The following is a 14,991-nucleotide window of genomic DNA, read 5'->3' on the forward strand; positions in this document are numbered from 1 at the left end:
CCTCACACGTGCGGAGCCAGCTTAGCGATCTTCCTTCTCCCCCGAAGAAACCACTCCACCCCATCGAGCACCTGGCAGCTTCGGGTTCCTGCTGGTAGGTGCTCGGGTTCGCTGCTCCACCTCCCATCCCACCGAGCGCCTGGCAAGGCCGGGTGCGGGCTGACAGGGGTTCGGCCTGACAGGGGGTTCGGTTGGCAGGAAGGCTGGTTCACTGTCCGCTCGCACGGGCACTGGCGGGGTGAGGTGCGGTTGGCAGGAGGGTGGTTGCTGTTCCACTTCCATTGAGCAGCTAACTGGCGGGGGCAGGCGGGTTTAAGTGTCGTGCGGTGAGGCGGCGGTGTGTGACTATCGCCTGGATCCAGCAGGTTACCCAGAGGGCGCCTATGGCTAGGGTTGCCCAGCCTGCCGCGCTGGGTGGGGTGGTGGTCGCGCGGATAGTGAAGCCGATGAGGCCCGCGGCGATCAGGGTGGCGCCTAGTGCGGATGCCAGCCGTAGTGGGAGGCCGCCGCGTGGTTGGGTCAGGGTGGCGGCTAGTACGGCGACGGCTAGGCCGACCGCTGCGTTTCCCCATTGGGCCAGGGCGATGCTGCCCTCGAAATCGCGCGTCGTCTCTGGGGACGGGGGGAAGCCGGGGAGGCCGAGTTCTCCGCGTAGGGCTAGGTCGACCTTGGCTGCCGTGTAGGCGAGCGCGCAAGCCGCCGCTACGAGCGCTCCGGGGTTCCGCACGGGGACACTGTGCCGGCTGCGGTTGTTCCGTTCGGGTTCGGGTTTCTTCGGTGCCCTTACCAGCGGGGCAGGTTTGTCCGCGCCCGCACGGTAGAGCCGGTGGCGGGTTTACGCCTGGCGGTGTTCGCGCTACAGCGCGGGTGAGCGGCCCTCGTAGGGGGTCGACAGCACCACCGTGGTCCGGGTCGAGACCTTCGCCGCCTCACGGATCTTGCGCAGCAGCTCCTCCAAGTCCACCGGGGACGGCACGCGCACCAACAGCACATAGGACTCGTCCCCGGCGACCGAGTAGCAGGACTCGATCTCGCTGATGTGCTCCAGGCGCTGCGGGTAGTCGTCGGGGGCGGCGGGGTCGATCGGGGTCAGCGAGATCAGCGCGGTCAGCGGCAACCCGATCGCGTGCGCGTTCAGCTTCGCCGCGTACCCGCAGATCACCTCGCGCTGCTCCAGCCTGCGCACCCGCTGGTGCACCGCGGACACGCTGAGCCCGACCCGCTCGGCGAGGTCGGTGAAGCTGCGCCTGCCGTCCGCGGCCAGTTCCCGGACAATGGCCTTGTCGATGGGCTCCAGTTCCCCACTCATGCCTGCAGCACCACCAGCTCGCGCGGGCGGGCGTTCACCGACTCCGCGCCGTCCTCGGTCACCACCACGATGTCCTCGATCCGCGCCCCCCACCGACCCGGCAGGTACACCCCGGGCTCGACGCTGAACGCCATGCCGGGCTCCAACACCAGGTCGTTCCCGGCCACGATGTAGGGGTGCTCGTGCACATCGAGGCCGATGCCGTGCCCGGTGCGGTGGATGAACCGCTCGGCCAAGCCCGCGTCGGCGAGGACCTGCCGGGCCGCGGCGTCGACCTGCTCGGCGGTCACCCCGGGCCGCACGGCGGCCACCGCGGCCCGTTGCGCGGCCAGCAGCGCCGCGTAGCTCTCGGCGACGTCGGCGTCGCGGGGCTCGCCGATGGCGTAGGTGCGGGTGCTGTCGGAGTTGTAGCCCGCCGGGGTCGGCCCGCCGATGTCGATCACCACCACGTCGCCCTCGGCGAGCACCCGGTCGGACACCTCGTGGTGCGGGCTGGCCCCGTTGGGCCCGGACCCGACGATGACGAACTCGGCGCGCTCGTGCCCCTCGGCCACGATCGCGGCGGCGATGTCGCGGGCGACCTCGGCCTCGGTGCGGCCGGGCCGCAGCCAGTCGCCCATCCGGGCGTGCACGCGGTCGATCGCGGCGCCCGCCGCGCGCAGGGCGGCGATCTCGGCGGGGTCCTTGCGCATCCGCAGCTCCCGCAGCACCGGCCCGGCGAGCACCTGCTCCGCCGAGGGCAGCGCGGCGCGCAGGGCCAGCACGTGCAGCGCGGGCAGCATGTCGCCCACCGCGACCCGCACCGGCTGGTCGCCGAGCAGCCCGGCGACCAGCCGGTGCGGGTCGTCCCCGTCCACCCAGGTCGCCAGCCGCACCCCGAGCGCGTCGAGGGGGACCGCGTCGTACCCGGGCGCCTCCAGCTTCGGAACCACCAGCACCACCTCGCCGGACCCGGCGGGCACGACAAGCGCGGTCAGCCGCTCGTGCGAGGTGTTGGTTCCCCCGATCAGGTAACGCAGGTCGGAGCCGGGGGCGATCACCAGCGCGTCGGCGCCCGCTGCCGCGGCGGCGGCACGGGCCCGGTCGAGCCGGGTTCGCAGGCGGTCGGCGTCGATGGCGGCGGTGGTCGACATGCCCGGCAGCCTAGCCGGGTCCGCCGCCCACCCGCCCGAGTGATCATGAACCGCGGCCCGCGCGGGACGTCGCCCGTCGGTGGGGTGTGGCAGGCTCACGGCTCGTGAGCGGACCTCTCGTGCTGTTGGACTCGGCCAGCCTCTACTTCCGGTCCTTCTTCGCCCTACCGCAGTCGATGACCTCCCCCGACGGGGTGCCGGTCAACGCGGTGCGCGGCTTCGCCGGGATGATCGCGCAGGTCATCGCCGACCGGCGGCCCGCGCGCCTGGTCGCCTGCCTGGACGCGGACTGGCGCCCGGCGTTCCGGGTCGCGGCCATCCCCAGCTACAAGGCCCAGCGCGTCGCCGACCCCACGGTCAACGCCGAAGAGGTCCCCGACACCCTCACCCCGCAGGTGCCGATCATCATCGACCTGCTCGAAGCGCTGGGCATCGCCACCGCCGCGGCCGCCGGGTACGAGGCCGACGACGTCATCGGCACCCTCGCCCACCGCGAGACCGTCGCCCCGGTGGAGATCGTCACCGGCGACCGCGACCTGTTCCAGTGCGTCCGCGATGAGCCCACCCCCGTGCGCGTGGTGTACGTGGGCCGCGGCTGGGCCAAAGCCGAGGTCGTGGGCCCCCGCGAACTGGCCCAGCGCTACGGGCTGCCCGAGGACGGCCTCGCCTACGCCGACATGGCCGTGCTGCGCGGCGACCCGTCCGACGGGCTGCCCGGCATCACCGGCATCGGCGAGAAGACCGCCGCGAAGCTGATCTCGAAGTTCGGCTCCCTGCAAGCCCTAGTCGACGCCGCGGCCGCCGGGTCGAAAGACGTCCCGCTGCGCGTCCGCCAGGCGTTCACCGACGACGCCGACTACCTGGCCAAGGCGCCCCTGGTCGTCCGGGTCGCCACCGACGCCGCGATCACCGCCACCGGCGACCCCGCCATCCCGCACGCCCCCGCCGACCTCGACCGGGTACGGCACCTCCAGGAACGCTGGGCTTTGGGCAGCTCCGTCGACCGACTGCTCACCGCCCTGTCCTGAAAGCCGCGCTCCCACCACGGGCAGCGGCCGCAGGCAGACCGCGGTCAGCGCCACCAGCGGCGGCCACGGTGTCGGCTCCGCGCCGCCGCCGCGCAGGCGCACCTCGGCGAAGGTGACGCGGGCGGTGTCGAGCACGTCGACCACCTGGCGGTGATCATCCACCGGGCCTGGACGCGGTTAGCCTCCGCCGCGTCGCCACTTCGCTGACAAGGACGAGATGCTGCTGTTCGCCCTGCGTGCGATGACCACCCAGGTCGGAATCGCCTGGGACCGGCCCTCGCCGCGGCCCCGCGCGCCCGCGTGCGTGCCATGCTGGCGGAGACCCTGCCGCTGGAACACCGCGTCCAGGCCGATACCGCCCGCCTCGGCCGGGTGCGGTGACGGCTCCGATCCATCGAGAGAGGGCTGACCCATGACCAACAGCACCCTGCGGCTGCGGCCGCTGCCCACGCTGCGCCTGGCCCAGGCCAGCGCCGAGGTCAACGACATCGGCGAGATCGGCGCCGCCGCCGACGCCCTGCTGGCCACGGTCACCGCGCGGCTGGTCGCGGCGGGAGCTCCCGCGCCCGAGCGCCGCGTCCACACCTTCTACGGACGCCCGGGCGGCGCCACGATCGAGGTCGCGGTCGCCGTGCCGCTCGCCCCCGGCGCCGCCCCGGCGGCCGGGCTCGACCTCGCTGAACTGCCCGCGGTGGCACAGGGCGCGTCGGCGACCCACCACGACCCAGCCGACGACATCGGCGACGCGTGGGCGGCCCTGGACGTCGCACTGCGCGACCGCGGCTTGGAATCCCACGGCGTGTACCGGGTGATCCACACCGAGGAGACGCCGGGCCGCTGGGTGGTCGAACTCCAGTGCCCGGTGCGGGTCGACGGCGCGGGCTGCCCCTGACCGGCCCCGGCGAGGCAGCCGGGGCAGTCCCGGACCGAGTCGACATTGCCCGCGGATATCGCCCGTCGGAGTGATTGCGATGAGCAGTTTCGCCTCGCGAAGCATATCCAGCGCACGAGCGACCACCAGTCATGAGCGGTCAGGCGCGATCGCCGCGACACGGGCTCTGACCTGCGAATCTTCCAGAAAGAATGACGCACAGGAAAAGACCGCCATTCTTTTGGGCAAGGCAAGGCTCGCCTCAATCCTTGAAGTTGCGATGCCGGGTATTCGATGGCACGGTCCGATCACCCGAACTCATTGCCCAAGGAGCTGTCATGTCCCTCACTGAAATGCCCGCCGTCAGCGAATGCACCGTGACAGGGTGCTCCTACAACCACGACGTTCACTGCCATGCCTTCGCCATCACCGTCAGCGGTGAGAACGGCGCCGCCGACTGCGCCACCTTCATCCCCCTGGACCGCAAGGGCGGCCTGCCCAGGGTCGTCGCCCAGGTCGGCGCGTGCTCGCGGAGCGACTGCAGGCACAACCGCGAACTGGAGTGCACCGCGCCCGGCGGCATCCGCGTCGCCCCCGGCGACGGGTCCCACGACGCCAACTGCCTCACGTACACGACCGGCTGAGGACCGCCGCTTCCCGACTGGCCGGGTGTGGAGCCGGGTGGTCTCCCTCGTCCGCGGCCCAGCGGCTCGGCCGCGGCGGGCGACCACCCGGTGTTCACCGCGGCGCCGAGGGCTGGGCCGACCCGCGCCACCGGGACCCGGCCCTAGAAGAACGTGCCGCACCACGCCGCGCCGTCCACGGCGAACACCGCGTCCGCGCGGGGCACCGCCGCCGGGTCGAGCACCCGCACCCGGCCGATCCCGGCCAGCGCCGAGGGCCGCCACGCCCCCAGGTACAGCATCGCCAGCACGTCCACGTCCACCGACAACTCCGCCGCCGCGCCCGTCCGTTCCGCGCCGCCCGCCCCGACCCGGTACCGCCCGGAGTTCCCCGGCAGGAACGAGTCCACGACCTCCACCACCACCGAACCCGGCCCGTACGACCGCGCGGCCAACGCCGCGGGCACGTCCACCAGCCGCAGCCACAGATCCGCCTCCACCTCCTGCCTGACCACCGCGCGCGGGTCGACGAACAGCGCCTCCACCGGCTCGTCCACCGGCCGCGCCCACACCGTCACCCGCTCCACCAAGTCCACGCCCACGATGAACCGCCACAGCGCGTTCACCGCCTCCGGGTTCGTCGCGTGGAAGTCCTCCACCCCCAGCGTCGTCGGCGCGTCCAGGTCGTCGTTCCGCGAGGGCCGGTAGGTCAGGAAACCGTCGTCACCGCCCGCGCCGCTGTGCACCGCCACCAGCAGATGCTCGCCGATCCCGAAGGGCCGGTCGTAGAAGACCGGCCACCACGGACGCGACCGCGCCAGCATCCCCGCCCTGGTGCGGGTCCGCTCGTAGAGCCCCGGCAGCAACGCGACCGCCTCGTCGCCCTCGACCAGCCGCACGTCGCCGCCCACCGGCGCCTCCGGTCGCACCACGGCGTCGCGGGACCGCACGGTCACCGTCGCCGACCGCGACGCCACCCCGTACCCGAACCGCCCGTAGATCACCGGCTCACTCGCGTGCAGCCCCGCGAACACCTCGCCGCGCGCGGCCACATCGGCCAACTGGGCCCGCATGAGCGCCGTGAGCACGCCGCGCCGCCGGTAATCCGCCCGCACACCGACCCTGGTCACCGCGGCCAGCGGCAGCACCCGCCCGCCGGGCGTCACCAGCGTCGACGGCCACACCAACGCGGTCCCCACCAGCCGGTCCCCGGCGAACGCGCCATGCGTGCGGCTCGGCTCGTACGAATGCCGCAGGTACTCCCACTCCGAGTCCGGCGGCGCGGGCCGGTTCAGCGACCGCCGGAACAGGTCGAGCGCCGGACGCGACTCCGCGTCGGACAGCACCCGGATATCGATGTCGCTCATCCCGTCGATCCTGCCCGGACACACCTCGGGCGCGCGACCGAAATCCAGCGGCCACGCGCCCGAACGGGGAACGCTACTTGTCGGTCGGCGGGGCGACCTCGTACTCGCCGTTGTCGTTGCGGACGGTGATGTTCACCTTCTTCGTCTCGCCGCCGATCACGACGTCGCAGGAGAACTGGAGGTCCTTCTTGACCTCCTGCTTCGCCGGGCACGTCACCGAGTCGACGCCCTCGACGCTGTACTTGTCGGTCAGGATCGTCCGCACGCCGTTCTCGACCGCGGCCTTGTCGAACACCTTGGTGTTGAACCAGCCCGGGGTGAAGAACCCCAGCACCGCGACCGCGGCGGCGATCAGCACGACGACCACCACCGTCACCCACAGCCAGGTGCCGCCGCCCTTCTTCTCCTGCGGCGGCGTGCCCGGGTAGGCGCCGGGCTGCTGCTGGTACTGGCCGTACGGCTGCCCCTGCTGCTGCGGCTGCCCGTACCCGCCGGGGTACTGCTGCGTCGGCTGCGGCTGCCCCTGCTGCGGCCCATACCCGCCGTACTGCTGCTGCTGGGTCGGGTCGGGCTGCTGCCCGTACGGCTGCTGCTGGCCGTACCCGCCGCCCTGAGCGGGGAACCCGCCGGACGGGGTGCCCGGCTGCTGACCACCGCCGTAGGGCGGCTGCTGCTGACCACCCCACTGCGGGTGCGGATCCTGCCCACCGGACGGCCCGTAGGGGCTGCTCATCTCTCGCCTCCGCCAAATCGAGGTCGCGCGGCACACCTGAACACCACTGCGCGCGATCAAACCACAGCGGGGCGCGTCCGCCCCACCCAACCCGGCCGACTGGGCGAACATGTCGGACACACCACCCGATCAGCCACCCACACCGCCCTGGAACCGCCACTTCCGGAGTCCGCGCACCCGGAACTAGCGCGGCTGGCGAGCACACAGCCAACACCCCAACATCACCCGACCGGGGTGCGGCCTGCCGGGGCGCCCGCGCGGGTCACGCCGTGGCCAGGGCCACCACCCCACGCCGAATCCCCCGGACCGCCTCGCCAGCGGCCTTGCCCACCGGCTCACCCGGGCCCACCACGTCCCGAATCTGGTCCAGCAGGTCGATCACCTGCCTGCACCACCGCACGAAGTCACCCGCGGACAGCTCCTGCCCGGCCGAATCCGCCGCTGTGATCACCTTCTCCAGCGACTCACCCCGCACCCACCGGTACACCGTCCACGCGAACCCCGCGTCCGGCTGCCGCGTCCGATCCAACCGGTGATGCCGCTCGTCGGCCTCCAACTCCGCCCACAGCCGCGCCGTCGCGGTCAGCGCGTCGGTGACCGCCCCGCCAGGCACCCGCGCCTCCACCGCGCCGTCCCGCCGCGCCTCGTACACCAGCGACGACACCACCGCCGCCAACTCGGCCGCGTTCAACCCGTCCCACACCCCGTGCCGCAGGCACTCCGCGGCGAGCAGATCCGACTCGCTGTAAAGCCGGGCCAGGCGCTTCCCATGCTCGGTCACCACCTGCTCACCCCGCTTCTCACCGGTGCCCGCGGCCAGATAACCCCGGTCGGCGAGCAACGCGCGGATCCGGTCGAACGCCCGCGCCAGCGAATGCGTCGTCGCCGCCACCTTGCGCTCCACCTGCTCGGTCTCGGCCAGCAACCGGTGATACCGCTCCGCCCACCGCGCGTGGTTCTCCCGGTCCTGGCACCCGTGGCACGGGTGCGCCCGCAGCGCCCGCCGCAGCGTCGCCAACTCCGAGTCCTCCGCCGACCCCGACCGCCGCCGCGTCCGCGCCGGGGCCTCGATCCCCGACGCCCGCAGCGTCGAGGCCAGATCCCGCCGCGACTTCGGCGACCGGATGTCGACCTGCCTGGGCAACCGCACCCGGCCCAACGCCGCAACCGGAGCCGGGAAATCCGCCACCGACAACCGGCCCGCCCACCGGTCCTCGGTCACCACCAGCGGCCGCGGCTCCCCCATCGGGTCCAGCCCCGGGTCGATCACGATCGCCAACCCCGACCGCCGACCGGCGGGCACCGCGATCACATCGCCCTTGCGCAACTGCTCCAGCGAATGCGCCGCCTCCGCCCGCCGCGCCGCGCTGTTCTGCCGCGACAGCGCCTTCTCCCGATCCGAAATCTGCTTGCGCAGCGCCGCGTACTCGGTGAAATCCCCCAGATGACAGGTCATCGACTCCGCGTACCCGTCCAGCGCCTCCCGGTTGCGGTCCACCCGCCGCGACAGCCCCACCACCGACCGGTCGGCCTGGAACTGCGCGAACGACTGCTCCAAGATGTCGCGCGCCTGCCGCGCCCCCAACCGGTCGACCAGGTTCACCGCCATGTTGTAGCCCGGCCGGAACGACGACCGCAGCGGATACGTGCGCGTCGAGGCCAACCCCGCCACCTGCTTGGGGTCCACCCCCGGCTGCCACACCACCACCGCGTGGCCCTCGACGTCGATCCCCCGCCGCCCCGCCCGCCCGGTCAGCTGCGTGTACTCCCCCGGGGTCAACTCGACGTGCGCCTCGCCGTTGTACTTGACCAGCCGCTCCAGCACCACCGTCCGCGCGGGCATGTTGATCCCCAGCGCCAGCGTCTCGGTCGCGAACACCGCCTTCACCAGACCGCGGACGAACAACTCCTCCACGGTCTCCTTGAACGCGGGCAGCAAGCCCGCGTGGTGCCCGGCGAACCCGCGCTCCAACGCCTCCTTCCACTCCCAGAACCCCAGCACCGTCAGGTCCGCGTCCGGCAGGTCCCGCGTCTTCGAGTCCACGATCCGCCGCACCTGCGCGACCTCGTCCTCGGAGTTGAGCCGCAGCCCCGACCGCACGCACTGCGCCACCGCCGCCTCGCACCCGGCCCGGCTGAACACGAACACGATCGCGGGCAGCAACCCCGCCCCGTCCAGCCGCTGCACCACCTCCACCCGCGACGGCGGCTTGAACCGCGGTCCCCGCACCCCCGCCGCCCGACCGCCCTTCGCCTTCGGGTTGTGCCACGGCGCGTGGACCCGCCCGACCTCCTCGGTGCGCCGCACCAGATGCGGGTTGATCCGCAACTCCCCAGCCGGGTCCTCCCCGGTGAACAGGTCCAGCATCCGGCCGCCCACCAGCATGTGCTGCCACAACGGCACCGGCCGGTGCTCGTCGACGACCACCGTGGTGTCCCCGCGCACCTCGACCAGCCACTCGCCGAACTCCTCGGCGTTGCTCACCGTCGCCGACAGGCTCACCAGCCGCACCCACTCCGGCAGGTGCAGGATCACCTCCTCCCACACCGCCCCCCGGAACCGGTCGGCCAGGTAGTGCACCTCGTCCATCACCACATACCCGAGCCCGTCCAACGCGGACGACTCGGCGTACAGCATGTTCCGCAGCACCTCCGTGGTCATCACCACGATCGGGGCGTTGCCGTTCACCGACGTGTCACCGGTCAGCAGACCGACCGCCTTCGGCCCATACCGGGCGGTCAGATCAGCGAACTTCTGGTTCGACAACGCCTTGATCGGCGTCGTGTAGAAGCACTTGCGCCCCTCCGACAACGCCAGATGCACCGCGAACTCGCCGACCACCGTCTTGCCCGCCCCCGTCGGCGCGCACACCAGCACCCCATGGCCGTCCTCAAGGGCAACACACGCCTGACGCTGGAACGGGTCGAGATCGAACGTCAACTCGGCGACGAATTCCGCCAGCTTCGGATTGGCCACCCGCCGCCGGGCCGCGGCATACGCCTGCGCGGGACTGACGGGCGAAGAAGAGGACGAACTGGAAGATGAGCTCGCGGACACACCGCAAGACTTCCACAAAGCACCGACACCCGTCGCGTGGAAACCCCCCGGCCTCAGCCGACGATCTCCACCGCCCCCGGCACGCACTCCACGACCACCGGCAACGGCCCCATCCGCTCACCGTCGGCGTAGGCCACCCACCCGTTGTCCGCGCCCAACACCACCCGCCGCGCCCGCACAGTCCGCACCGCCGGATGCGCCACATGCCCGCCACCGCGCAGGCTCGGCAGAATCCGCAGCAGATCCCGCCGCGACACCCCGCCCACCACCGTCACGTCCAGCAACCCGTCCGCGGGATCGGCGCCCGGGCAGATCGGAATCCCGCCCCCGTAGAACGCCGTGTTCCCCACCGCGACCATCGTCGCCGCCAACTCCAGCACCTCGTCACCGGTGTCCACCACCAGCGGCCGCGACCGCAACGCCGCCAACTCCGCCACGATCGCCAGGTCATAGCGCCGCCGCCCATGCGGCCACCGCATCCGGTTCACCCGCTCGCTCACCGCGGCGTCGAACCCCGCGCACAACACGCTCGCGAACCACTCGCCGCCGACCCGCCCCAGGTCCACCCGACGCCGCGCCCCAGACCCGATCGCGGCCACCACCTCGGCCACCGCGGCCAACGGGGACAGCGGCAACCCCAGCGCCCGCGCGAAATCATTGCCCGTCCCCGACGGCACCACAGCCAACGCCACCTGGTGCTCGGCGCAGAACCGCACCCCCTGGTGCACCGACCCGTCCCCGCCCAACACCACCAGCAGATCCAGGCCCCGGTCCGCCGCCCGCGCCGCCAACGCCCGCGACTCGGCCACCGACGTCGCCTCGACCACGGTCAGCTCACCGACCGCATCCCGCAGCCGCGCCGCCACCGCGCCCGCGTCCCGGCCCGCGGTGCCATGCCCCGACCCCGGGTGGAACACCAACGCCGCCCGCAGCCCCACCCCGCACCCCCGCCTCGGCCAGGACCCGGCCGAGGCGGCGGGTCGGATCAGGTCACGTCGTCGTAGCCCTTCGCCCGCTCCGGCGGAAGCGGCTCCGGGTCGATCGGCTCCGGAATGTAGTTCATCGGCGTCGCCTCGTCGTCGGACAACCCCGCGGCCGGGTCCTCCAGCGCCTCCCGCTTCGCCTTCCGCCGGTCGTGAATCCGCGACACCTGCACCGCGAACTCGAACAGAATCGTCATCGCGACCGCCAACACGACCATCGAAATCGGATCCGTGCCCGGCGTCGCGAACGCCGCGAAGATGAACAGCGCGAACACGATCCCGCGCCGCCACTTCTTCAGATTCGCATACGACAGCATCCCGATCTGGTTCAGCATGATCACCAGCAGCGGCAGCTCGAAGCTCACCCCGAAGATCAGCAGCATCACCAGCACGAACGAGATGTAGTCACCGGCGTTCAACGCCGTGATGAACACCCCGCCGCCGAAGGACACCAGCACCTCAAGGCCCTGCGGGATCACGAAGAACGCCAGCACCGCGCCCGCGGCGAACAGCACGGACGCGCACAACACGAAGATCGACGCGAACTTGCGCTCCTTCGCGTACAAGCCCGGCGTGATGAACGCCCACACCTGGTACAGCCACAGCGGCGCCGTCACCACCATGCCCACCGCGATACCCACCTTGAACTGCACCATGAACGCCTCGAACGGCTGCGTCTGGAACAGCTGGCAGGTCCCGTTCGGCGCGAACCGCACATTCGTCGGCAAAGCGCAGTACGGCTGCAAGAGAATGTCGCCCAAGGCAGGCACCGGGCCCAACCTGGTGAAAAACCAGATGAACCCGAACACACCGCCGAGGAGAATGAACAGAACCGCCATTCCGAGCCGATTCCGCAGCTCGTAAAGGTGGTCCTTCAACGTCATGGTGCCGTCGGGATTATGCCTGCGACTGCGGAGTTTCCTCTTCTCGCGGCGGCTTTCAGCCCGGCGGTGCGGATCGCGCGCCACCGTGGGAACCGATCCTCTCAACTGGCGTTCTTGTGCGCCTGGTCCTGCTGGTTCAGCTTCCGCTGCAGTTCATCGATCTCGCGCCGCAACTCCTCCGGCGACTGCTCCGGCTTCGCGGGCGGCAACTGCGCCGCGACGGGCTGCGCGGTCGCGGACGGAGCCTTGTCGGCCTCGGGCTTCCCCGCGTCGTCCTGCTCGTCGGTGCGCATGCCCTTGGTCTCGGCCTTGAGGATGCGCATCGACTGGCCCAGCGAGCGCGCCATCGTCGGCAGCTTGCGCGCGCCGAACAGCAGCACGATCACCACCGCGATGATGAGGATCTCCCACGGTCCTGGAGTCATGTCCGCTCTCCTGTCTCGTCTTGGCGATACTAGCGTACTCGCCTGTTCCGCTCCCGCGGCGCGCGTCGCCCAAGTTCACGCGGTCAGCACCCTGCCGCACCGGCAGACCCGAAAAGACACAAAGAGGTGTCTGGCAGTGAAACAAAAAACGGAGCTTTACCGGAACACCCGAGCGAACGTCATTTTCACCGCGAGTCCGGCTGTTATGAATCAGATTTCGTCTTCCGCGCCTGGACCGCCACCCGCAGCGCGGCCGACCGCGCCCGCAGCAGCCCCACCCGGTCGCCGACACCACGCGAGGTCGACACCACCGCGCCCCGCACCCGGCCCACCCGCCGAAGCAGCCCCACCAGGAACCCGGCCAGCACAACCAAGCCGACCAACAACAGCGCGCCCGCAGCCAGATACTCCATGCGCCCAGCCTATCGACGCGGCGAGCACCCCCGCGTCCACCAGCCGCGTCCAGCCGACCTGATCAGGTCAACCGGTGACCAGCGCGATCCGCCGCACCGCGGCGGCCGCCCGCTCCCGCAGCAACACCACCAAGTCGGCGGGCTCCTCCACCCGCACCTCACCACCAAGGCCCAACAGCAACCGCACGATCCACGACGTGTCCGCGTACCGCATCGCCACCCGCAACCGGCCGCCGTCGAGCTCCTCGACGTCCTCCACCGGGTAGTACTCCGACACCCACCGCGCGTCCGGCTCCAGCACCAGCCGCGCCACCCGCTGATCCGGCGTCGCCCGGAACAACCCCGACGAGGTGTCCGTCGGCTCCGCGTACGGCGGCGGCGCCGCGGCCTCGTCCAGCACGTCCACGTCATCCACGCGGTCCAGCCGGAACAGCCGCACCGCCTCCGCCCGACGGCACCACGCCTCCAGATACCCGCGGCCCTGCACGATCAGCACCCGCATCGGGTCCACGGTCCGCTCGGTGATCTCGTCCTTCGACGCCGTGTAGTAGGTGATCCGCAGCGCCCGGCCCGCCAGCAGCGCCGACTGCACCACCTCCCGGACCCGCGCCGTCTCCGCCGCTTCCCGCACCCCCAGCCCCACCGCGACCCCGGCGGGCTGCGCCTGGCCCGCCGCCGCCTCGATCTTGGCCACCGCCCGCCGGATCGCGTCCGCGTCGGCCATCCCCGGGGTGTCCACCAGCGCCCGCAACGCCACCAGCAGCGCCGTCGCCTCCGCCCCGGTCAACCGCAGCGGCCTGCGCATCCCCGCGTCGAAGGTCACCGTGACGGTGTCCTCCTCGAACGAGATGTCGATCAGGTCGCCTGGCCCGTACCCCGGCAGCCCGCACATCCACAGCAGCTCAAGGTCCTTGCGCAACTGCTTGGGCGTCACCCCGAAGTCGGCCGCCGCCTCGTCGAGCGGGATGCCCGGCCGCGCGATCAGGTACGGCACCAGCGCCAACAGCCTCGGCAACCGCTCCTGCGACCCGGTCACGACGCCCCCTCCGCCACCGCCACCAGCCGCTCCCGCACCGACTTCGCCAGCACGTCCGGCTCCAGCACCAGCACATCCGCCCCGTACCCGGCGATCCAGCCCGCCGCGGTGTCCGGGTAGTTCAGCTCCAACTCCAGCAGGTCGCCCGGCACCCCGTCGACCACCCGCTCCCCCACGACCTTCGCCCGCCTGCGCAGACCGGCGCCCCGCCCGGCCGCCACCCACAGGGTCGCGCTGGCCGAGCGCGGCTGCTCCCGGTCGGTGCTGGCCACGAACCGCATCAGGTCGACGTCCTCCGGCCTGCGCACCACGCCCGGCTTGCCGATCTTGCGCACCTCGCCGACGATCCGCGACAACCGGAAGCACCTCGGCGCGTCCCGGTCCCGGTCATGGCCGACCACGTACCACCGGCCCCGCCACGACACGACCCCCCACGGCTCCAGCACCCGCTCCCGCAACTCCGCCTGCGCGGGCCGCCGGTACTCGAACGACACCGCCTGCCCCGCCTGCACCGCCGCGAGCAACGGACCGAACGCGGGCTCCGACGTGCGGACCTTGGACTCCACCACCGTCGGCGCGGCCTGGTCGACGTCGACACCGGCGGCCCGCAGCTTGAGCAGCGCCCCATGCGCCGCCCCGGTCAACTCCGGCGAGTCCCACAGCCGCACCGCCAGCGCCACCGCCGCCGCCTCGTCCGGCTCCAGGTCGATCGCGCCGAGCTCGTAGTCCCGCCGGGCGATCCGGTAGCCGTCGACCGTGTCGAACATCGAGTTGCGGCCGACCTCCAACGGGATGCCCAGCTCCCGCAACTCGGTCTTGTCCCGCTCGAAGGTCCGGAAGAAGGCGTCGTCGGTCGGCGCGTCGCCGTATCCGGGCACGATCCCCCGGATCCGGTCGGCGGTCAGGTACTGGCGTGTGGACAGCAGGCACAGCACCAGGTTCACAAGTCGTTCGGCGCGCGCGACGGACACCAGCGCACCCTAACGCCCCTGCTCCCGCCGTGGTCAGCCGCCGTGCCCGAACACCCGTGCGAGTGACCCGAAGGCGCCCCGCACCCCAGCGTCGCGGGTGGCCCCGACCCTGTCCTTGCGTTTTTTGAGTCGTTGGCTGGGAGTGGCGGTTGGGTGA

Annotated in this window: 14 protein-coding genes; 3 read left to right on the forward strand and 11 right to left on the reverse strand. The window is 71.9% G+C overall.

From position 1 onward, the window contains the following. Positions 1 to 856: 856 nt before the first annotated feature. Positions 857 to 1,309: an Lrp/AsnC family transcriptional regulator gene (locus ACZ6SD_RS30015; protein ID WP_465320381.1), complete on the reverse strand. Its 453-nt coding sequence runs from the start codon at positions 1,307 to 1,309 to the stop codon at positions 857 to 859. Continuing rightward, positions 1,306 to 2,442: a M24 family metallopeptidase gene (locus ACZ6SD_RS30020; RefSeq protein WP_465320382.1), complete on the reverse strand. Its 1,137-nt coding sequence runs from the start codon at positions 2,440 to 2,442 to the stop codon at positions 1,306 to 1,308. The genes ACZ6SD_RS30015 and ACZ6SD_RS30020 overlap by 4 nt, the downstream gene beginning before the upstream one ends. Positions 2,443 to 2,546: 104 nt before the next feature. On the opposite strand from ACZ6SD_RS30020, the gene ACZ6SD_RS30025 reads away from it, so the two are divergent. The 3 genes from ACZ6SD_RS30025 to ACZ6SD_RS30035 all read left to right on the forward strand — a co-directional run bounded on the left by ACZ6SD_RS30025 (position 2,547) and on the right by ACZ6SD_RS30035 (position 4,985). Next, a complete protein-coding gene (locus ACZ6SD_RS30025; RefSeq protein WP_465320383.1) occupies positions 2,547 to 3,470 on the forward strand; it encodes a 5'-3' exonuclease in 924 nt (307 codons plus the stop codon). 412 nt (positions 3,471 to 3,882) lie between these two features. After that, complete coding sequence (locus tag ACZ6SD_RS30030; RefSeq protein WP_465320384.1) at positions 3,883 to 4,362, forward strand: GyrI-like domain-containing protein; 480 nt, start codon at positions 3,883 to 3,885, stop codon at positions 4,360 to 4,362. Between the two features lie 317 nt (positions 4,363 to 4,679). Further along, positions 4,680 to 4,985, forward strand: coding sequence for a DUF1540 domain-containing protein (locus ACZ6SD_RS30035; RefSeq protein WP_465320385.1), 306 nt, complete (start codon positions 4,680 to 4,682; stop codon positions 4,983 to 4,985). A gap of 143 nt (positions 4,986 to 5,128) precedes the next feature. Here the strand turns inward: ACZ6SD_RS30035 and ACZ6SD_RS30040 are convergent, their stop codons facing one another. From ACZ6SD_RS30040 to ACZ6SD_RS30080, 9 genes are all read right to left on the reverse strand, one after another. Next, positions 5,129 to 6,331: a GNAT family N-acetyltransferase gene (locus ACZ6SD_RS30040; protein ID WP_465320386.1), complete on the reverse strand. Its 1,203-nt coding sequence runs from the start codon at positions 6,329 to 6,331 to the stop codon at positions 5,129 to 5,131. A 73-nt stretch (positions 6,332 to 6,404) separates the two neighbouring features. Further along, complete coding sequence (locus ACZ6SD_RS30045) at positions 6,405 to 7,064, reverse strand: DUF4333 domain-containing protein (RefSeq protein WP_465320387.1); 660 nt, start codon at positions 7,062 to 7,064, stop codon at positions 6,405 to 6,407. Positions 7,065 to 7,326: 262 nt separating this feature from the next. Next, complete coding sequence (locus ACZ6SD_RS30050; protein WP_465320388.1) at positions 7,327 to 10,122, reverse strand: DEAD/DEAH box helicase; 2,796 nt, start codon at positions 10,120 to 10,122, stop codon at positions 7,327 to 7,329. A gap of 53 nt (positions 10,123 to 10,175) precedes the next feature. Next, positions 10,176 to 11,060, reverse strand: coding sequence for a diacylglycerol/lipid kinase family protein (locus ACZ6SD_RS30055; protein ID WP_465320389.1), 885 nt, complete (start codon positions 11,058 to 11,060; stop codon positions 10,176 to 10,178). Positions 11,061 to 11,107: 47 nt separating this feature from the next. Next, positions 11,108 to 12,073 carry a twin-arginine translocase subunit TatC gene (tatC, locus tag ACZ6SD_RS30060; RefSeq protein ID WP_465320390.1) on the reverse strand — a complete coding sequence of 322 codons (966 nt, stop codon included), beginning with the start codon at positions 12,071 to 12,073 and terminating at the stop codon, positions 11,108 to 11,110. 17 nt (positions 12,074 to 12,090) lie between these two features. Beyond that, a complete protein-coding gene (gene tatA, locus ACZ6SD_RS30065) occupies positions 12,091 to 12,414 on the reverse strand; it encodes a Sec-independent protein translocase subunit TatA (protein ID WP_091446962.1) in 324 nt (107 codons plus the stop codon). Between the two features lie 203 nt (positions 12,415 to 12,617). Continuing rightward, on the reverse strand, positions 12,618 to 12,827 hold the full coding sequence (locus ACZ6SD_RS30070) for a bacteriophage holin (RefSeq protein WP_465320391.1): 210 nt from the start codon (positions 12,825 to 12,827) through the stop codon (positions 12,618 to 12,620). 67 nt (positions 12,828 to 12,894) lie between these two features. Continuing rightward, a complete protein-coding gene (locus tag ACZ6SD_RS30075; protein WP_465320392.1) occupies positions 12,895 to 13,863 on the reverse strand; it encodes a helix-turn-helix transcriptional regulator in 969 nt (322 codons plus the stop codon). Continuing rightward, complete coding sequence (locus tag ACZ6SD_RS30080; protein ID WP_465320393.1) at positions 13,860 to 14,834, reverse strand: helix-turn-helix transcriptional regulator; 975 nt, start codon at positions 14,832 to 14,834, stop codon at positions 13,860 to 13,862. Before ACZ6SD_RS30080 ends, ACZ6SD_RS30075 begins: the two co-directional genes overlap by 4 nt. Positions 14,835 to 14,991: the final 157 nt, after the last annotated feature.

It is taken from the genome of Actinokineospora sp. NPDC051303 (assembly GCF_055586285.1).